This is a genomic window from Pseudomonas sp. 02C 26 (genome assembly GCF_002843585.1).
Lineage (GTDB): Bacteria > Pseudomonadota > Gammaproteobacteria > Pseudomonadales > Pseudomonadaceae > Aquipseudomonas > Aquipseudomonas shirazensis.
The window spans coordinates 4667316-4686375 of sequence record NZ_CP025262.1 but is presented as its reverse complement, the minus strand read 5'-3'; the positions used below and the strand labels follow the sequence as shown (position 1 = coordinate 4686375).

General features: G+C 57.3%; 17 protein-coding genes. All 17 read left to right on the top strand.

The window, feature by feature from the left end; all coding sequences use genetic code 11:
• The first annotated feature begins 103 nt into the window (after nt 1–103).
• Complete coding sequence (rplK, locus tag CXQ80_RS21415) at nt 104–535, top strand: 50S ribosomal protein L11 (RefSeq protein WP_101322352.1); 432 nt, start codon at nt 104–106, stop codon at nt 533–535.
• On the top strand, nt 535–1230 hold the full coding sequence (gene rplA / locus CXQ80_RS21410) for a 50S ribosomal protein L1 (RefSeq protein WP_101322351.1): 696 nt from the start codon (nt 535–537) through the stop codon (nt 1228–1230). The genes rplK and rplA overlap by 1 nt, the downstream gene beginning before the upstream one ends.
• 198 nt (nt 1231–1428) lie before the next feature.
• Nucleotides 1429–1929: a 50S ribosomal protein L10 gene (gene rplJ, locus CXQ80_RS21405; RefSeq protein ID WP_101322350.1), complete on the top strand. Its 501-nt coding sequence runs from the start codon at nt 1429–1431 to the stop codon at nt 1927–1929.
• 78 nt (nt 1930–2007) lie between these two features.
• Entirely contained in the window at nt 2008–2373 is a 366-nt protein-coding gene (gene rplL, locus CXQ80_RS21400) for a 50S ribosomal protein L7/L12 (protein ID WP_033703494.1), read from the top strand.
• Nucleotides 2374–2590: 217 nt separating this feature from the next.
• Entirely contained in the window at nt 2591–6664 is a 4074-nt protein-coding gene (gene rpoB, locus CXQ80_RS21395; protein WP_101322349.1) for a DNA-directed RNA polymerase subunit beta, read from the top strand.
• Between the two features lie 64 nt (nt 6665–6728).
• Entirely contained in the window at nt 6729–10928 is a 4200-nt protein-coding gene (gene rpoC, locus CXQ80_RS21390; RefSeq protein WP_101322348.1) for a DNA-directed RNA polymerase subunit beta', read from the top strand.
• A gap of 211 nt (nt 10929–11139) precedes the next feature.
• The gene (rpsL, locus tag CXQ80_RS21385; RefSeq protein WP_003257088.1) at nt 11140–11511 is read left to right on the top strand and encodes a 30S ribosomal protein S12; all 372 of its coding nucleotides are present in this window, start codon (nt 11140–11142) and stop codon (nt 11509–11511) included.
• 106 nt (nt 11512–11617) lie between these two features.
• The gene (rpsG, locus tag CXQ80_RS21380) at nt 11618–12088 is read left to right on the top strand and encodes a 30S ribosomal protein S7 (protein ID WP_008089143.1); all 471 of its coding nucleotides are present in this window, start codon (nt 11618–11620) and stop codon (nt 12086–12088) included.
• 30 nt (nt 12089–12118) lie between these two features.
• Nucleotides 12119–14266 carry an elongation factor G gene (gene fusA / locus CXQ80_RS21375; protein WP_101322347.1) on the top strand — a complete coding sequence of 716 codons (2148 nt, stop codon included), beginning with the start codon at nt 12119–12121 and terminating at the stop codon, nt 14264–14266.
• 31 nt (nt 14267–14297) lie between these two features.
• Nucleotides 14298–15491 carry an elongation factor Tu gene (gene tuf / locus CXQ80_RS21370; RefSeq protein WP_101322346.1) on the top strand — a complete coding sequence of 398 codons (1194 nt, stop codon included), beginning with the start codon at nt 14298–14300 and terminating at the stop codon, nt 15489–15491.
• A 142-nt stretch (nt 15492–15633) separates the two neighbouring features.
• Entirely contained in the window at nt 15634–15945 is a 312-nt protein-coding gene (gene rpsJ, locus CXQ80_RS21365) for a 30S ribosomal protein S10 (protein ID WP_003186070.1), read from the top strand.
• A gap of 81 nt (nt 15946–16026) precedes the next feature.
• Complete coding sequence (gene rplC, locus CXQ80_RS21360; RefSeq protein ID WP_101322345.1) at nt 16027–16662, top strand: 50S ribosomal protein L3; 636 nt, start codon at nt 16027–16029, stop codon at nt 16660–16662.
• 12 nt (nt 16663–16674) lie between these two features.
• On the top strand, nt 16675–17277 hold the full coding sequence (gene rplD, locus CXQ80_RS21355) for a 50S ribosomal protein L4 (protein ID WP_101322344.1): 603 nt from the start codon (nt 16675–16677) through the stop codon (nt 17275–17277).
• Nucleotides 17274–17573: a 50S ribosomal protein L23 gene (rplW, locus tag CXQ80_RS21350; protein WP_010220306.1), complete on the top strand. Its 300-nt coding sequence runs from the start codon at nt 17274–17276 to the stop codon at nt 17571–17573. The genes rplD and rplW overlap by 4 nt, the downstream gene beginning before the upstream one ends.
• Before the next feature lie 14 nt (nt 17574–17587).
• Nucleotides 17588–18412: a 50S ribosomal protein L2 gene (rplB, locus tag CXQ80_RS21345; protein ID WP_101322343.1), complete on the top strand. Its 825-nt coding sequence runs from the start codon at nt 17588–17590 to the stop codon at nt 18410–18412.
• Between the two features lie 16 nt (nt 18413–18428).
• On the top strand, nt 18429–18704 hold the full coding sequence (rpsS, locus tag CXQ80_RS21340; RefSeq protein ID WP_002555486.1) for a 30S ribosomal protein S19: 276 nt from the start codon (nt 18429–18431) through the stop codon (nt 18702–18704).
• An 11-nt stretch (nt 18705–18715) separates the two neighbouring features.
• Nucleotides 18716–19048 (top strand): 50S ribosomal protein L22, encoded by a 333-nt coding sequence (gene rplV / locus CXQ80_RS21335; RefSeq protein ID WP_003103908.1) that lies wholly within the window; start codon nt 18716–18718, stop codon nt 19046–19048.
• The last annotated feature ends 12 nt before the right edge of the window (nt 19049–19060 follow it).

The window sequence follows — 19060 nt, the reverse complement described above, 5'->3', positions numbered from 1 at the left end:
ATACCCCGCAGCCCTATGTGCTGCGGGGTTTTGTCGTCACTGGGATAAAACGCACGTAATCCGGGGAGCCTTCAGGCGTTCGTACCCGATATTGGAGTAGCTCATGGCTAAGAAGATTCAGGCTTACATCAAGCTGCAAGTAAAGGCCGGCCAGGCCAACCCTAGCCCACCCGTTGGTCCAGCACTGGGTCAACACGGTGTGAACATCATGGAATTCTGCAAGGCCTTCAACGCCCGTACTCAGGGTCAAGAAGCCGGCCTGCCGACTCCTGTGATCATCACTGTTTACAGTGACCGTAGCTTCACCTTCGAAACCAAAAGCACCCCTGCTTCGGTTCTGCTGAAAAAAGCAGCTGGCCTGACCAGCGGCTCCGCGCGTCCTAACACCGTCAAGGTGGGTGCTGTGACCCGTGCTCAGCTGGAAGAGATCGCCAAGACCAAAGAGGCTGATCTGACTGCCGCTGACCTGGATGCAGCCGTGCGTACCATCGCCGGTTCTGCTCGCAGCATGGGCCTCAACGTGGAGGGTGTGTAATGGCTAAGCTGACCAAGCGCCAAAAGGCTATTGCTTCGAAAATCGAAGCTGGCAAAGTCTACAACTTCGAAGACGCAGCAGTGCTGCTGGCCGAACTCTCCACCGTGAAGTTCAGCGAATCCTTCGACGTTGCCGTCAACCTCGGTGTTGACCCGCGTAAATCCGACCAGGTCGTTCGTAGCGCTACTGTGCTGCCACACGGCACTGGCAAGACCGTACGCGTTGCCGTGTTCACCCAGGGTCCTGCTGCTGAAGCCGCTCTGGCTGCCGGCGCTGACCGTGTAGGCATGGACGATCTGGCTGCCGAAATGAAAGCCGGCGACCTGAACTACGACGTAGTCATCGCATCCCCGGATGCCATGCGCGTTGTTGGTCAACTCGGCCAGGTTCTCGGTCCTCGTGGCCTGATGCCTAACCCGAAGGTTGGTACCGTGACTCCAGACGTAGCTACCGCGGTTAAAAACGCCAAAGCTGGTCAGGTTCGCTACCGCACCGACAAAAACGGTATCATCCACACCTCCGTTGGCAAGGTTGGCTTCGAAGCCGGCAAGCTGAAGGAAAACGTTGAAGCCCTGATCGCTGATCTGAAGCGTATCAAGCCGGCTTCCTCGAAAGGTATCTACGTCAAGCGCGTTACCCTGAGCACCACTATGGGCCCAGGTCTGGTCATCGACCAGAGCTCGCTGGACGCGTAAGACAAAGCCGGCGTGCTCAGGCACGCCAGCTGCAAAAATTGGGGTCCCTGCCTGGCGGGGGCTATCCAAGACCGTAGGCGGCGCAAGCCTTAAACACCCAGCCTACGCAGATGGTGCTCCCGGTTCCTTACCGAATCAGACACCAAAACGACATCCGGCTTCGGCCAGATGAAACGGTAACAAGCAGGAGTTTTACCCGTGGCAATTAAACTCGAAGACAAGAAGGCCATCGTCGCTGAAGTCAACGAGGCTGCCAAAGTCGCTCTGTCCGCTGTCGTGGCTGATGCCCGTGGTGTGACTGTAGGCGCAATGACCGGACTCCGTAAAGAGGCTCGTGAAGCTGGCGTATACGTACGTGTTGTACGTAACACCCTGCTCAAGCGCGCTGTTGCTGGCACTGACTTCAGTGTCCTCAACGACGCCTTCACTGGCCCGACCCTGATCGCTTTCTCCAACGAACACCCGGGCGCTGCTGCTCGTCTGTTCAAAGAGTTCGCCAAGGGTCAGGACAAGTTCGAGATCAAGGCAGCTGCGTTTGACGGCAAGTTCATTGCAGCGAACGAAATCGACGTGTTGGCTACCCTGCCGACCCGCGACGAAGCCATCGCAAGGCTGATGAGCGTTATCCAAGGCGCTACCAGCAAGCTGGCTCGTACCCTGGCAGCCATTCGCGACCAGAAAGAAGCTACCGCTGCCTAAGGCAACGAAGCGCTTTCAAAATCATACGTTTAATTTGATGGCTGCGTAGGCCTTCACCCCAATACAGGATTTAAGTCAATGTCCCTGACTAACGAACAAATCATCGAAGCAATCGGCCAGAAAACCGTTCTGGAAGTTGTTGAACTGATCAAAGCAATGGAAGAAACCTTCGGCGTGACCGCCGCTGTTGCCGCTGCTGGCCCAGCTGCTGCTGCCGCCGTTGTTGAAGAGCAGACCGAATTCAACGTCGTTCTGCTGGAAGCTGGCGAGAAGAAAGTAAACGTGATCAAGGCAGTTCGTGAACTGACCGGTCTCGGCCTGAAAGAAGCCAAAGAGAAAGTCGATGGCGCTCCTCAGGTTGTAGCTGAAGGCGTTTCGAAAGAAGCCGCTGAAGACGCTAAGAAGAAGCTGGAAGAAGCAGGCGCTAAAGTCGAACTGAAGTAATTTCGACTTTGCGACTCCAGCCGGAGCGTTGAGCTAAGGCTGACGGCTGGTGGCTTTTGCCACCGGCCTTTTTCCGTTATTGGCGGCCGACCAGGTCGGCCCCGATAACGTGCTGTAGCCACCTAGAGGGTGGAGCAAACCATGGGGTTTGCACGATTTTCTGGTTGCTCCCGCCGGGAGACGCCAAACAAGCAGGTGACCAAGCTGGGGAACGCTGATGGCTTACTCATACACTGAGAAAAAACGTATCCGCAAGGACTTTAGCAAGTTGCCGGACGTGATGGATGTGCCTTACCTCCTGGCCATCCAGCTGGATTCGTATCGCGAATTCCTGCAAGCGGGAGCATCCAAGGATCAGTTCCGCGACGTCGGTCTGCATGCTGCCTTCAAGTCGGTCTTCCCGATCATCAGCTACTCCGGCAACGCTGCCCTGGAGTACGTTGGCTATCGTCTGGGCGAACCGGCTTTCGACGTCAAGGAATGCGTCCTGCGCGGCGTGACGTTCGCCGTACCGCTGCGGGTCAAGGTCCGTCTGATCATCTTCGACAAAGAGTCGTCGAACAAAGCGATCAAGGACATCAAAGAGCAAGAAGTCTACATGGGTGAAATTCCCCTGATGACTGAGAACGGTACCTTCGTTATCAACGGTACCGAGCGTGTGATCGTTTCCCAGCTGCACCGTTCGCCGGGTGTGTTCTTCGACCACGACCGTGGCAAGACGCACAGCTCGGGCAAACTGCTGTACTCGGCTCGTATCATTCCTTACCGCGGCTCCTGGTTGGACTTCGAGTTCGACCCGAAAGACTGCGTATTCGTGCGTATCGACCGTCGCCGCAAACTGCCGGCCTCGGTACTGCTGCGCGCGCTGGGCTACAGCACCGAAGAGGTACTGAACGCCTTCTACACCACCAACGTGTTCCACGTTACCGGTGAAAGCCTGAGCCTGGAGCTGGTACCTCAGCGCCTGCGCGGTGAAGTTGCGGTCATGGACATCCATGACGAAAATGGCAAAGTCATCGTCGAGCAAGGCCGTCGTATCACTGCACGCCACATCAATCAGCTCGAGAAGGCTGGCGTCAAGCAGCTGGACGTGCCGATGGAGTACGTACTGGGTCGCACCACTGCCAAGGCAATCGTACATCCGGCTACCGGCGAGATCCTGGCTGAGTGCAACACCGAGCTGACCACCGAGCTGCTGATCAAGATCGCCAAGGCTCAGGTTGTTCGCCTCGAGACGCTGTACACCAACGACATCGACTGCGGTCCGTTCATTTCGGACACCCTGAAGATCGACACCACCAGCAACCAACTGGAAGCGCTGGTCGAGATCTACCGGATGATGCGTCCAGGCGAGCCGCCAACCAAGGATGCCGCCGAGACCCTGTTCAACAACCTGTTCTTCAGCGCCGAGCGGTATGATCTGTCCGCTGTTGGCCGTATGAAGTTCAACCGTCGTATCGGTCGCTCCGAGATCGAAGGTTCGGGCGTGTTGAGCAAGGAAGACATCGTTGACGTGCTGAAGACTCTGGTCGACATCCGTAACGGTAAAGGCATCGTCGACGACATCGACCACCTCGGCAACCGCCGTGTGCGTTGTGTTGGCGAGATGGCCGAGAACCAGTTCCGGGTTGGCCTGGTGCGCGTTGAGCGTGCGGTCAAAGAGCGTCTGTCGATGGCAGAAAGCGAAGGCCTGATGCCGCAAGACCTGATCAACGCCAAGCCGGTTGCGGCGGCGGTGAAAGAGTTCTTCGGTTCCAGCCAGCTCTCGCAGTTCATGGACCAGAACAACCCGCTCTCGGAAATTACCCACAAGCGTCGTGTCTCTGCACTCGGCCCTGGCGGTCTGACCCGTGAGCGCGCTGGCTTTGAAGTCCGTGACGTACACCCGACCCACTACGGCCGTGTGTGCCCGATCGAGACCCCTGAAGGTCCGAACATCGGTCTGATCAACTCCCTGGCGGCGTATGCCCGCACCAACCAGTACGGCTTCCTCGAGAGCCCGTACCGCGTGGTGAAAGAGGGTGTGGTTTCCGACGACATCGTGTTCCTGTCGGCGATCGAAGAAGCTGACCACGTCATCGCCCAGGCTTCGGCCACCATGAGCGAAGACAAGCGTCTGATCGACGAACTGGTAGCAGTGCGTCACCTGAACGAATTCACCGTCAAGGCGCCGGAAGACGTCACCCTGATGGACGTTTCGCCGAAGCAGGTAGTTTCGGTTGCAGCGTCGCTGATTCCGTTCCTCGAGCACGACGACGCCAACCGTGCGTTGATGGGTTCGAACATGCAGCGTCAGGCTGTACCAACCCTGCGCGCCGACAAGCCGCTGGTAGGTACCGGCATGGAGCGCAACGTTGCCCGTGACTCCGGCGTCTGCGTCGTGGCTCGCCGTGGCGGCGTTATCGACTCGGTCGATGCCAGCCGTATCGTGGTTCGCGTTGCAGATGACGAAGTTGAAACCGGTGAAGCCGGTGTCGACATCTACAACCTGACCAAGTACACCCGCTCGAACCAGAACACCTGCATCAACCAGCGTCCGCTGGTCAGCAAGGGTGATGTGGTCAAGCGTCATGACATCATGGCTGACGGTCCGTCCACCGATATGGGTGAGCTGGCTCTGGGTCAGAACATGCGCATCGCGTTCATGGCGTGGAACGGCTTCAACTTCGAAGACTCCATCTGTCTGTCGGAGCGCGTGGTTCAGGAAGATCGCTTCACCACTATCCACATTCAGGAACTGACCTGTGTGGCGCGTGACACCAAGCTTGGGCCTGAGGAAATCACTGCAGACATCCCGAACGTGGGTGAAGCTGCACTGAACAAACTGGACGAAGCCGGTATCGTTTACGTGGGTGCTGAAGTCGGCGCTGGCGACATCCTGGTCGGCAAGGTCACGCCGAAAGGCGAGACCCAACTGACTCCGGAAGAAAAACTGCTGCGTGCAATCTTCGGTGAAAAAGCCAGCGACGTTAAAGACACCTCCCTGCGCGTGCCAACCGGCACCAAAGGTACTGTCATCGACGTGCAGGTCTTCACTCGTGACGGCGTTGAGCGCGACAGCCGCGCCCTGTCCATCGAGAAGACCCAGCTGGACGAGATCCGCAAGGATCTGAACGAAGAGTTCCGCATCGTTGAAGGCGCAACCTTCGAGCGTCTGCGCTCGGCGCTGAACGGCCAGGTTGTCGACGGTGGCGCGGGCCTGAAAAAAGGCACCGTGGTCAGCGACGAGGTCCTCGACGGTCTGGAGCACGGCCAGTGGTTCAAACTGCGCATGGCAGAAGACGCGCTCAACGATCAGCTCGAGAAGGCCCAGGCCTACATCGTCGATCGTCGCCGTCTGCTCGACGACAAGTTCGAAGACAAGAAGCGCAAGCTGCAGCAGGGCGATGATCTGGCACCGGGCGTACTGAAGATCGTCAAGGTCTACCTGGCTATCCGCCGCCGCATTCAGCCGGGCGACAAGATGGCCGGCCGTCACGGTAACAAAGGTGTGGTCTCGGTGATCATGCCGGTCGAAGACATGCCGCACGACGCCAACGGTACTCCGGTAGACGTCGTACTGAACCCGCTGGGCGTACCATCGCGTATGAACGTCGGGCAGATCCTCGAAACCCACCTCGGCCTCGCGGCCAAAGGTCTGGGCGAGAAGATCGACCGGATGATCGAAGAGCAGCGCAAAGCCACTGAGCTGCGCAGCTTCCTCACCGAGATCTACAACGAGATCGGCGGTCGTCAGGAAAGCCTGGAAGACTTCACCGACGCTGAGATCCTTGCTCTGGCGCACAACCTGAAGAAAGGCGTGCCTATGGCTACTCCAGTCTTCGACGGTGCCAAGGAAAGCGAAATCAAGGCCATGCTGAAACTGGCTGACATGCCAGAAAGCGGCCAGATGGTGCTGTTCGACGGCCGTACCGGCAACAAGTTCGAGCGTCCGGTGACCGTTGGTTACATGTATATGCTCAAGCTGAACCACTTGGTGGACGACAAGATGCACGCGCGTTCCACTGGTTCGTACAGCCTGGTTACCCAGCAGCCGCTGGGTGGTAAGGCGCAGTTCGGTGGTCAGCGTTTCGGGGAGATGGAAGTCTGGGCGCTGGAAGCATACGGCGCGGCGTACACTCTGCAAGAAATGCTCACAGTGAAGTCGGACGACGTGAACGGCCGTACCAAGATGTACAAAAACATCGTGGATGGCGATCACCGTATGGAGCCGGGCATGCCCGAGTCCTTCAACGTGTTGATCAAAGAGATCCGTTCGCTCGGTATCGATATCGATCTGGAAACCGAATAACACGTGACGCGAATGGGAGCGGGGCTGTAACAGCCCGCTCCTTGCTCCGCCAGGAGGAAAGGCCTTGAAAGACCTACTGAATTTGCTGAAAAACCAGGGTCAAGTCGAAGAGTTCGATGCCATTCGCATCGGCCTCGCGTCGCCTGAGATGATCCGTTCGTGGTCGTTCGGTGAAGTTAAAAAACCGGAAACCATCAACTACCGTACGTTCAAACCTGAGCGTGACGGCCTGTTCTGCGCCAAGATCTTTGGCCCAGTCAAGGACTACGAGTGCCTGTGCGGTAAGTACAAGCGCCTGAAACACCGTGGTGTGATCTGCGAGAAGTGCGGCGTTGAAGTCGCCCTGGCCAAGGTTCGTCGTGAGCGCATGGCGCACATCGAACTGGCCTCGCCAGTCGCCCACATCTGGTTCCTGAAGTCGCTGCCGTCCCGTATCGGCCTGCTGATGGACATGACCCTGCGTGATATCGAGCGCGTTCTCTACTTCGAGAGCTACGTCGTTATCGACCCGGGCATGACCACCCTGGAGAAGGGTCAGCTGCTCAACGACGAGCAGTACTTCGAAGCGCTGGAAGAGTTCGGTGATGACTTCGATGCCCGCATGGGTGCCGAGGCTGTTCGCGAGCTGCTGCACGCTATCGACCTGGAGCACGAGATTGGCCGCCTGCGCGAAGAAATTCCGCAAACCAACTCGGAAACCAAGATCAAGAAGCTGTCCAAGCGCCTGAAGCTGATGGAAGCTTTCCAGGGCTCGGGCAACCTGCCTGAGTGGATGGTCCTGACCGTTCTGCCAGTACTGCCGCCGGACCTGCGTCCGCTGGTACCACTGGATGGTGGCCGCTTCGCGACCTCCGACCTGAACGACCTGTACCGCCGCGTGATCAACCGGAACAACCGTCTCAAGCGTCTGCTTGACCTGTCGGCTCCGGACATCATCGTGCGCAACGAAAAGCGCATGCTGCAGGAAGCGGTCGACGCCCTGCTCGACAACGGCCGTCGCGGTCGCGCCATCACTGGCTCGAACAAGCGTCCGCTGAAGTCGCTGGCTGACATGATCAAAGGTAAGCAAGGTCGCTTCCGTCAGAACTTGCTCGGCAAGCGCGTGGACTACTCCGGCCGTTCGGTAATTACCGTAGGCCCGACCCTGCGACTGCACCAGTGCGGTCTGCCGAAGAAGATGGCTCTCGAGCTGTTCAAGCCGTTCATTTTCGGCAAGCTGGAAATGCGTGGTCTGGCGACCACCATCAAGGCTGCCAAGAAGATGGTCGAGCGCGAGCTGCCAGAGGTCTGGGACGTGCTCGCCGAGGTGATCCGCGAACACCCCGTACTGCTCAACCGTGCACCGACCCTTCACCGTCTTGGCATTCAGGCGTTTGAACCGGTACTGATCGAAGGTAAGGCTATCCAGCTGCACCCGCTGGTCTGTGCTGCGTACAACGCCGACTTCGACGGTGACCAGATGGCCGTGCACGTGCCGCTGACGCTGGAAGCCCAGCTCGAAGCGCGCGCGCTGATGATGTCCACCAACAACATTCTGTCGCCAGCCAACGGTGAGCCAATCATCGTTCCGTCGCAGGACGTCGTACTGGGTCTGTACTACATGACCCGTGAAGCCATCAACGCCAAGGGCGAAGGTCGCGTCTTCGCTGACCTGCAGGAAGTCGACCGGGTATTCCGCGCCGGCGAAGCTGCCCTGCACGCCAAGATCAAGGTTCGTATCAACGAAACCGTGAACGACCGTGATGGCGGCAGCGTCAAGAACACCCGTATCGTCGACACCACTGTCGGCCGTGCCCTGCTGTTCCAGGTTGTACCACCAGGTCTGTCGTACGACGTGGTCAACCAGCCAATGAAGAAAAAGGCGATCTCCAAGCTGATCAACCAGTGCTACCGCGTGGTTGGTCTGAAAGAGACCGTTATCTTCGCTGACCAGCTGATGTACACCGGCTTTGCCTACTCGACCATTTCCGGCGTTTCGATCGGTGTTAACGACTTCGTTATCCCGGACGAAAAAGCCCGCATCATCGGTGCTGCCACCGAAGAAGTGAAGGAAATCGAGAGCCAGTACGCCTCCGGCCTGGTAACCCAGGGCGAGAAGTACAACAAGGTCATCGACTTGTGGTCCAAGGCGAACGACGAAGTCTCCAAGGCGATGATGGCCAACCTCTCGAAAGAGAAAGTCATCGACCGCAATGGCGACGAAGTCGACCAAGAGTCCTTCAACTCGATGTACATGATGGCTGACTCCGGTGCTCGGGGTTCGGCAGCTCAGATTCGTCAGTTGGCCGGTATGCGTGGTCTGATGGCCAAGCCGGACGGCTCGATCATCGAGACGCCGATCACCGCGAACTTCCGTGAAGGTCTGAGCGTTCTGCAGTACTTCATCTCGACGCACGGTGCTCGTAAGGGTCTGGCGGATACCGCCTTGAAGACTGCGAACTCGGGTTACCTGACTCGTCGTCTGGTCGACGTGGCACAAGATCTGGTGGTTACCGAGATCGATTGCGGCACCGATCAAGGCCTGCTGATGACTCCGCACATCGAAGGCGGCGACGTGGTCGAGCCGTTGGGCGAGCGCGTACTGGGTCGAGTAATCGCCCGTGATGTGTTCAAACCTGGCACCGACGATGTCATCGTTCCGGCCGGTACCCTGGTCGACGAGAAGTGGGTTGAGTTCATTGAGCTCAACAGCATCGACGAAGTTATCGTTCGTTCGCCGATCAGCTGTGAAACTCGCTTCGGTATCTGCGCCAAGTGCTACGGTCGTGACCTGGCTCGCGGTCACCAGGTAAACATCGGTGAAGCGGTCGGCGTAATCGCTGCCCAGTCCATCGGTGAGCCGGGTACCCAGCTGACCATGCGTACGTTCCACATCGGTGGTGCTGCCAGCCGGACCTCGGCTGCCGACAGCGTCCAGGTGAAGAACGGCGGTATGGTTCGTCTGCATAACCTCAAGCAGGTAGAGCGTGCTGACGGCAACCTGGTTGCTGTATCGCGTTCCGGCGAGCTGGCCATTGCCGACGAATTCGGTCGTGAGCGTGAGCGCTACAAGCTGCCTTACGGCGCCGTGATTTCGGTCAAGGAAGGTGACAAGGTCGACGCAGGCGCAATCGTCGCCAAGTGGGACCCGCACACCCACCCGATCGTTACCGAGCTGAAAGGTACCGTGACCTTCGTGGGCATGGAAGAAAACATCACCATCAAGCGTCAGACTGACGAGTTGACTGGTTTGACCAACATTGAAGTCCTGGACGCCAAGGATCGCCCTGCCGCTGGCAAGGAAATCCGTCCGGCCATCAAGATGGTCGACGCCAATGGCAAGGATTTGATGCTGCCAGGTACCGACGTACCTGCTCAGTACTTCCTGCCGGCCAACGCCTTGGTAGGTGTAGCTGACGGTGCCCAGATCGGTGTTGGTGACGTTATCGCGCGGATCCCGCAAGAAACGTCGAAGACCCGTGACATCACCGGTGGTCTGCCACGTGTTGCCGACTTGTTCGAAGCACGTCGTCCGAAAGAAGCGTCGATCCTGGCGGAAGTCAGCGGTACCATCGCGTTCGGTAAAGAGACCAAAGGCAAGCGTCGTCTGGTCATCACTCCGACCGACGGTAGCGATCCGTACGAAGAGCTGATTCCGAAGTGGCGCCACCTGAACGTCTTCGAAGGCGAACAGGTCAACCGCGGCGAAGTTATCTCCGACGGTCCAAGCGATCCGCATGATATCCTGCGTCTGCTGGGTGTCAGCGCGCTGGCGAAGTACATCGTCAACGAGATCCAGGACGTTTACCGTCTGCAAGGCGTTAAGATCAACGACAAGCACATCGAGACCATCCTGCGTCAGATGCTGCGTAAGGTCGAGATTGCCGAGTCGGGCGACTCCAGCTTCATCAAGGGTGACCAGATGGAACTGACTCACGTGCTGGTCGAGAACGAGCGTCTCGCAGCCGATGACAAGTTCATCTCCAAGTTCACCCGTGTGCTGCTGGGTATCACCAAGGCCTCGCTGTCCACCGAATCGTTCATCTCGGCGGCTTCCTTCCAGGAAACCACCCGTGTACTGACCGAAGCGGCGGTAACCGGCAAGCGCGATTACCTGCGCGGCCTGAAAGAGAACGTGGTCGTCGGCCGTCTGATCCCGGCCGGTACCGGTCTGGCTTACCACAGCGAGCGCAAGCGTCGCCGTGATGCCGACAAACCGCTGCGCGTAAGTGCCAGTGAGGTGGAAGCCGCACTGACCGAAGCGTTGAATTCCAGCGGTAATTAAGTAACAGGGCGGGGCCCCGGCCCCTCTCCGCGGTGCTTGGTGACATGCAATGTTACCGATCACCGGGCGGGGAGGGCCGGGGCCTTGTCTTGACTGGGTGCAAGAACCTCTTTAGACTTTTGTACCCTTAAATTTGGTGAGGCTCCGTCTCGTCAATTTTAGGCTTTCTTGCAAGACAATAGCGTCGCAAGACAATCAGTGGAGCTAGTAGATGGCAACTATCAACCAGCTGGTACGTCAGCCGCGTAAGCGTACCGTCGAGAAATCCGACGTACCTGCGCTGCAGAACTGCCCGCAACGTCGTGGCGTGTGCACCCGTGTGTACACCACCACGCCGAAAAAACCTAACTCGGCACTGCGTAAAGTATGCCGTGTGCGTCTGACCAACGGTTTCGAGGTTTCCTCGTACATCGGCGGTGAAGGCCACAACCTGCAAGAGCACAGCGTCGTCCTGATCCGTGGCGGCCGTGTAAAAGACTTGCCAGGTGTTCGTTACCACACCGTTCGCGGCTCCCTGGATACCTCCGGCGTCAAAGGTCGTAACCAAGGTCGTTCGAAGTACGGTACCAAGCGTCCGAAGTAATCGGCCGTTTGCACATAATCAATTTTTTCAGTCGATAAGAGTAAGGTCGGGCGGGGGTCGTAGACCCAGGTCCCGGGCTAACCTGAAGACCGTTTGAGGGCTTATCATGCCAAGACGTCGTGTAGCAGCAAAACGTGAGATTCTGGACGATCCAAAATACGGATCGCAAATCCTCGCGAAGTTCATGAACCACGTGATGGAAAGCGGCAAGAAGGCCGTTGCCGAGCGTATCGTTTACGGTGCGCTGGACAAGGTCAAAGAACGCAAGAACAGCGATCCCCTGGAAATCTTCGAGAAAGCTCTCGACGCCATCGCTCCGCTGGTCGAAGTAAAGTCCCGCCGTGTTGGCGGTGCCACTTACCAGGTTCCGGTCGAAGTTCGTCCATCCCGTCGTAACGCTCTGGCAATGCGCTGGCTCGTAGACTACGCCCGCAAGCGCGGCGAGAAGTCCATGGCTCTGCGCTTGGCTGGCGAGCTGCTGGATGCTGCTGAAGGCAAAGGTGCTGCAGTCAAGAAGCGTGAAGACGTGCACCGTATGGCTGAAGCCAACAAAGCATTCTCGCACTACCGCTTCTAATTCAAGCATCAATCATTTTGCGAGGGCTTTATGGCTCGTACTACAGCAATTAACCGCTACCGTAACATTGGTATTTGCGCGCACGTCGATGCGGGCAAAACTACCACTACCGAGCGGATCCTGTTCTACACAGGCCTGAGCCACAAGATGGGCGAGGTGCATGACGGCGCCGCGACCACCGACTGGATGGTGCAGGAGCAGGAGCGGGGTATTACCATTACCTCCGCTGCCGTTACCACCTTCTGGAAGGGTTCTACCGGTCAGTACGACAACTACCGCGTAAACGTCATCGATACCCCTGGCCACGTTGACTTCACCATTGAAGTTGAGCGTTCGCTGCGTGTACTCGACGGCGCGGTCGTTGTGTTCTGCGGTACCTCCGGCGTTGAGCCACAGTCCGAAACCGTATGGCGTCAAGCCAACAAGTACGGCGTTCCACGTGTTGTCTACGTGAACAAGATGGACCGTGCAGGCGCTGACTTCCTGCGCGTTATCGGCCAGATCAAGAACCGCCTGGGTCACACCCCGGTTCCGATCCAGCTGGCAATCGGTTCGGAAGACAACTTCCAGGGTCAGGTCGACCTGATCAAGATGAAAGCTGTCTACTGGAACGATGACGACAAGGGCACTTCGCCGCGCGAGGAAGAAATTCCTGCCGACATGCTCGAGTTGGCTGAGAAGTATCGCTCCGAAATGGTCGAGGCTGCTGCCGAGTCCAGCGAAGAGCTGATGAACAAGTACCTGGAAGGCGAAGAGCTGACCGTCGAAGAAATCAAGGCCGGTCTGCGCGCGCGCACCCTGGCTGGCGAAATCGTTCCGGCTGTCTGCGGTTCCTCGTTCAAGAACAAGGGCGTTCCCCTGGTTCTGGACGCCGTAATCGAGTTCCTGCCTGCTCCTACCGAAATCCCGGCGATCAAAGGTATTCACCCTGATCTGATCGAGAAGTCGAAAGAAGAGCTGGTCGACGCCGACTACGACGAGCGTCATGCTTCCGACGACGAGCCGTTCTCGGCTCTGGCGTTCAAGATTGCCACCGACCCGTTCGTTGGTACTCTGACTTTCGTGCGCGTCTACTCGGGCTTCCTGAGCTCGGGCGACTCCGTGATCAACTCGGTCAAGGGCAAGAAAGAGCGCGTTGGTCGTATGGTGCAGATGCACGCCAACCAGCGTGAAGAGATCAAAGAAGTACGCGCAGGCGACATCGCTGCTCTGATCGGCATGAAGGACGTCACCACTGGTGACACCCTGTGCAACGCCGACAAGCCGATCATCCTCGAGCGTATGGACTTCCCGGAGCCTGTAATTTCGGTTGCTGTTGAGCCGAAAACCAAGCAGGACCAGGAAAAGATGGGTATCGCACTGGGCAAACTGGCTCAGGAAGACCCGTCGTTCCGCGTCAAGACCGATGAAGAAACCGGTCAGACCATCATCTCGGGTATGGGTGAGCTGCACCTGGACATCCTCGTTGACCGCATGAAGCGCGAGTTCAACGTCGAAGCCAACATCGGCAAGCCGCAGGTTTCGTACCGCGAGAAGATCACCAAGTCCAACGTTGAGATCGAAGGTAAATTCGTTCGTCAGTCGGGTGGTCGTGGTCAGTTCGGTCACTGCTGGATCCGTTTCTCGGAGCCGGACGTGGACGACAAAGGCAACATCACCGAAGGTCTGGTGTTCACCAACGAAGTCGTTGGTGGTGTGATTCCTAAGGAATTCATCGCCCCGATCCAGAAGGGTATCGAAGAGCAGATGAAAAACGGCGTCGTTGCCGGTTATCCTCTGATCGGCCTCAAGGCCACGGTATTCGACGGTTCGTACCATGACGTCGACTCCAACGAAATGGCGTTCAAGGTCGCTGCTTCGATGGCAACCAAGCAACTGGCCCAGAAGGGCGGTGGCGTGGTTCTCGAGCCGATCATGAAGGTCGAAGTTGTAACCCCAGAAGACTACATGGGTGACGTGATGGGTGACCTGAACCGTCGTCGTGGTCTGATCCAGGGTATGGATGATTCGGTCTCCGGCAAGGTTGTCCGTGCTGAAGTGCCGCTCGGGGAAATGTTCGGTTATGCGACCGACGTTCGTTCCATGTCTCAGGGTCGCGCGAGCTACTCCATGGAATTCTCCAAATACGCCGAAGCTCCGTCGAACATCGTCGAAGCTCTCGTTAAAAAACAAGGCTGATTCAGCCCCTTTAGGCTAGGAGTTCACTGTCGTGGCTAAAGAAAAATTTGATCGTTCCCTTCCGCACGTCAACGTTGGCACCATCGGTCACGTCGACCACGGTAAAACCACTCTGACTGCTGCTCTGACTCGCGTCTGCTCCGAAGTTTTCGGTTCGGCTGTTGTTGACTTCGACAAGATCGACTCGGCTCCAGAAGAGAAAGCGCGTGGTATCACCATCAACACCGCGCACGTCGAGTACAACTCGAAGATCCGTCACTACGCTCACGTCGACTGCCCAGGTCACGCTGACTATGTGAAGAACATGATCACCGGTGCTGCGCAGATGGACGGCGCTATCCTGGTTTGCTCGGCCGCCGATGGTCCGATGCCACAAACCCGTGAGCACATCCTGCTGTCCCGTCAGGTTGGCGTTCCGTACATCGTGGTCTTCCTGAACAAGGCTGACCTGGTAGACGACGCTGAGCTGCTGGAACTGGTCGAGATGGAAGTTCGCGACCTGCTGTCCACCTATGACTTCCCAGGCGACGACACTCCGATCATCATCGGTTCGGCTCGTATGGCTCTGGAAGGCAAAGACGACAACGAGATGGGCACCACTGCCGTCAAGAAACTGGTAGAAACTCTGGACAGCTACATCCCAGAGCCAGAGCGCGCTATCGACAAGCCGTTCCTGATGCCAATCGAAGACGTATTCTCGATCTCGGGTCGTGGTACCGTTGTTACCGGTCGTATCGAGCGTGGCATCGTCCGCGTTCAAGACGCCCTGGAAATCGTTGGTCTGCGTGACACCACCACCACCACCTGCACCGGTGTTGAAATGTTCCGCAAACTGCTCGACGAAGGTCGTGCTGGCGAGAACTGTGGCGTTCTGCTGCGTGGTACCAAGCGTGACGACGTTGAGCGTGGCCAGGTTCTGGTCAAGCCAGGTTCGGTCAAGCCGCACACCAAGTTCACCGCAGAAGTTTACGTTCTGTCGAAAGAAGAAGGCGGTCGTCACACTCCGTTCTTCAAAGGCTACCGTCCTCAGTTCTACTTCCGTACTACTGACGTGACCGGTAACTGCCAGCTGCCGGAAGGCGTTGAGATGGTAATGCCAGGTGACAACATCCAGATGGAAGTCACTCTGATCAAGACCATCGCAATGGAAGACGGTCTGCGCTTCGCTATCCGTGAAGGCGGTCGTACCGTCGGCGCCGGCGTCGTAGCCAAAATCATCGAGTAATCACTCGATCGGTTGAAAAAGGCCTCCGCTCAGCGGGGGCCTTTTTTATTGGGTTGACACAAAATGAGGCCGTCTATAGAATCACGCCTCCTTTTAGCGGGCGTAGTGCGTCCGTTGGGAACAGCCTGGAGTCTGAAATCCAATGCAAAATCAGCAAATCCGTATCAGGTTGAAGGCTTTCGACCATCGCCTGATCGACCAATCCACCCAGGAAATCGTGGAAACCGCGAAACGTACTGGTGCACAAGTGCGTGGTCCAATTCCACTGCCTACTCGCAAAGAGCGTTTCACCGTTCTGGTCTCCCCGCACGTCAACAAAGACGCGCGTGACCAGTACGAGATCCGCACTCATAAGCGCGTTCTGGACATCGTCCAGCCAACGGATAAAACCGTTGATGCGCTGATGAAGCTGGACCTTGCGGCAGGTGTGGAAGTACAGATCAGCCTCGGCTAAGACTTCGGTCTTAACCGTGTAACGCTCTGAAATGGGCGGCCATAGCGGGTGAAAGCCCCGTACACTCATGAGGTTTACAACATGACTATTGGTGTAGTCGGTCGTAAATGCGGTATGACCCGTATTTTCACCGAAGAAGGTGTCTCCATTCCGGTCACGGTCGTTGAGATCGAGCCGAATCGCGTCACCCAGTTCAAAACCGAAGAAACTGATGGCTACCGTGCAGTGCAAATCACTGTAGGCGAGCGTCGTGCTTCGCGTGTGACTGCTGCTCAAGCAGGTCACTTCGCTAAGGCGAACGTTGCCGCTGGTCGCGGTGTTTGGGAGTTCCGTCTTGAAGAAGGCGATTTCCAGGCTGGCGATCTGATCAAAGCTGAACTCTTTACTGCAGGCCAGCTGGTAGACGTCACCGGTCAGTCGAAAGGTAAAGGCTTCGCCGGTACCATCAAGCGCTGGAATTTCCGTGGCCAAGATAACACCCACGGTAACTCCGTATCGCACCGTGTTCCGGGTTCCATCGGCCAGTGCCAGACTCCTGGTCGTGTGTTCAAGGGCAAGAAAATGTCCGGTCACATGGGCGCCGAGCGCGTTACTGTGCAGTCCCTGGAAGTAGTTCGCGTAGACGCTGAACGCAACCTGCTGCTGATCAAGGGTGCCGTTCCTGGCGCTACTGGCGGCGACGTGGTTGTACGTCCAGCTGTCAAGGCTCGCGGTTAAGGGGAAACTGACATGCAACTTAACGTAAATGACGCTCAGGCGATCGAAGTTTCCGAACTGACCTTCGGTGGCGAATTCAACGAGACGCTGGTTCACCAAGCAGTCGTGGCCTACATGGCCGGCGGCCGTCAGGGCACCAAGCAGCAGAAGACCCGTTCCGACGTATCCGGTGGCGGTAAGCGCCCATGGCGTCAGAAGGGCACTGGCCGTGCTCGTGCTGGTACCATCCGTAGCCCGATCTGGCGCGGCGGTGGCACCACCTTCGCAGCTCGTCCTCAGGACCACTCGCAGAAGCTCAACAAGAAGATGTATCGCGCAGCAATGCGTTCCATCCTCGCTGAGCTGGTGCGCACCGACCGTCTGGTCGTTGTCCAGGACTTCGCTGTTGAAGCGCCAAAGACCAAAGATCTGCTGAACAAGCTGAATGGCATGGGCCTGACTGACGTCCTGATCGTATCGGACGCTGTTGATCAGAACCTGTACCTGGCTGCTCGTAACCTGCCGCACGTCGACGTTCGTGACGTACAAGGTTCCGATCCGGTCAGTCTGATCGCCTATGACAAAGTGTTGATCACTGTGTCGGCCGTGAAGAAATTCGAGGAGCTGCTGGGATGAACCAGGAACGCGTATTTAAAGTCCTCCTTGGCCCGCACGTTTCCGAGAAGGCTACCGTTCTGGCTGAGAAGAAAGGCCAGTTCGTATTCAAGGTTGCTACCGATGCAACCAAGCTGGAAATCAAGAAAGCTGTCGAAGGCCTGTTCGGCGTAAAAGTCGAAAACGTGTCGACTGTTAACGTATTGGGTAAAACCAAGCGTACCGCACGTGGTCTGGGCAAGCGTAATGACTGGAAGAAGGCGATCGTCTCCCTTCAGCCAGGCCAAGATCTCGATTTCAGCAGCAGTGCTGAGTAAGGAAGGGGTGCATCATGGCAATCGTTAAATGCAAACCGACTTCCCCTGGCCGCCGTTTCGTGGTCAAGGTGGTCAACAAGGAGCTGCATAAAGGCGCTCCTCACGCACCGCTGCTCGAGAAGAAATCGAAGTCTGGTGGTCGTAACAACAATGGCCGTATCACTACACGTCATGTGGGTGGTGGTCATAAGCAGCATTACCGTCTGGTCGACTTCCGTCGCAACGACAAAGATGGCATTCCAGCCACTGTCGAGCGTATCGAATACGATCCAAACCGTACTGCTCACATCGCCCTGCTGTGCTACGCAGACGGTGAGCGTCGCTACATCATCGCCCCTAAAGGCGTGAGCGCTGGCGATCAGCTGATCGCAGGTTCGCTGGCCCCAATCAAGGCCGGTAACTCCCTGCAGCTGCGCAACATCCCAGTAGGTAGCACCATTCACGGCATCGAACTGAAGCCGGGTAAAGGTGCACAGATCGCTCGTTCCGCTGGTGCTTCGGCTCAGCTGATCGCTCGCGAAGGTGTCTACGTGACCCTGCGTCTGCGCTCTGGTGAAATGCGTAAAGTCCTGGCTGAGTGCCGTGCGACCCTGGGCGAAGTCTCGAACTCCGAGCACAGCCTGCGTTCGCTGGGTAAAGCTGGTGCCAAACGCTGGCGTGGCGTTCGCCCAACCGTTCGTGGTGTTGCCATGAACCCGGTTGACCACCCACATGGTGGTGGTGAAGGTCGTACCTCCGGTGGTCGTCATCCGGTATCGCCATGGGGCTTCCCAACCAAGGGTGCGAAGACTCGTGGTAATAAGCGTACCGACAAAATGATCGTCCGTCGTCGCAAGTAAATAGAGGGATACGACAGTGCCACGTTCTCTGAAAAAAGGTCCTTTTATCGATCTTCACCTACTGAAGAAGATCGAAGTGGCGGCGGAAAAGAATGATCGCAAACCGGTGAAAACCTGGTCGCGTCGTTCGATGATCCTGCCACAAATGGTCGGTCTGACCATCGCGGTACATAACGGTCGTCAACATGTCCCAGTTCTCGTGAACGAAGACATGGTCGGCCACAAACTGGGCGAGTTCGCCGGTACCCGCACTTATCGCGGGCACGTGGCTGACAAGAAAGCCAAGCGTTAAGGGGTTAGGAAATGGAAGTAGCCGCTAAGTTGTCGGGCGCTCGAATCTCCGCCCAGAAAGCCCGCTTGGTCGCCGACCAGATCCGCGGGAAGAAGGTGGGCGAAGCGCTCAACCTGTTGGCCTTCAGCAGCAAAAAAGCCGCTGAAATCATGAAGAAAGTCCTCGAGTCGGCCGTTGCCAACGCCGAACACAACGAAGGCGCAGACGTTGATGACCTGAAGGTCTCCACCGTTTTCGTCAACGAAGGGCGTTCGCTGAAGCGCATCATGCCGCGTGCCAAAGGCCGCGCTGATCGCATCGTCAAGCGGTCTTGCCATATCACTGTCAAGGTTGCGGACAAGTAACGGAGTCGATCA

Coding starts and splice junctions, on each gene's coding strand:
- rplK (WP_101322352.1), top strand. CDS start 104: ATGGCTAAGAAGATTCAGGCTTACATCAAGCTGCAAGTAAAGGCCGGC.
- rplA (WP_101322351.1), top strand. CDS start 535: ATGGCTAAGCTGACCAAGCGCCAAAAGGCTATTGCTTCGAAAATCGAA.
- rplL (WP_033703494.1), top strand. CDS start 2,008: ATGTCCCTGACTAACGAACAAATCATCGAAGCAATCGGCCAGAAAACC.
- rpoB (WP_101322349.1), top strand. CDS start 2,591: ATGGCTTACTCATACACTGAGAAAAAACGTATCCGCAAGGACTTTAGC.
- rpsL (WP_003257088.1), top strand. CDS start 11,140: ATGGCAACTATCAACCAGCTGGTACGTCAGCCGCGTAAGCGTACCGTC.
- rpsG (WP_008089143.1), top strand. CDS start 11,618: ATGCCAAGACGTCGTGTAGCAGCAAAACGTGAGATTCTGGACGATCCA.
- fusA (WP_101322347.1), top strand. CDS start 12,119: ATGGCTCGTACTACAGCAATTAACCGCTACCGTAACATTGGTATTTGC.
- rpsJ (WP_003186070.1), top strand. CDS start 15,634: ATGCAAAATCAGCAAATCCGTATCAGGTTGAAGGCTTTCGACCATCGC.
- rplC (WP_101322345.1), top strand. CDS start 16,027: ATGACTATTGGTGTAGTCGGTCGTAAATGCGGTATGACCCGTATTTTC.
- rplD (WP_101322344.1), top strand. CDS start 16,675: ATGCAACTTAACGTAAATGACGCTCAGGCGATCGAAGTTTCCGAACTG.
- rplW (WP_010220306.1), top strand. CDS start 17,274: ATGAACCAGGAACGCGTATTTAAAGTCCTCCTTGGCCCGCACGTTTCC.
- rplB (WP_101322343.1), top strand. CDS start 17,588: ATGGCAATCGTTAAATGCAAACCGACTTCCCCTGGCCGCCGTTTCGTG.
- rplV (WP_003103908.1), top strand. CDS start 18,716: ATGGAAGTAGCCGCTAAGTTGTCGGGCGCTCGAATCTCCGCCCAGAAA.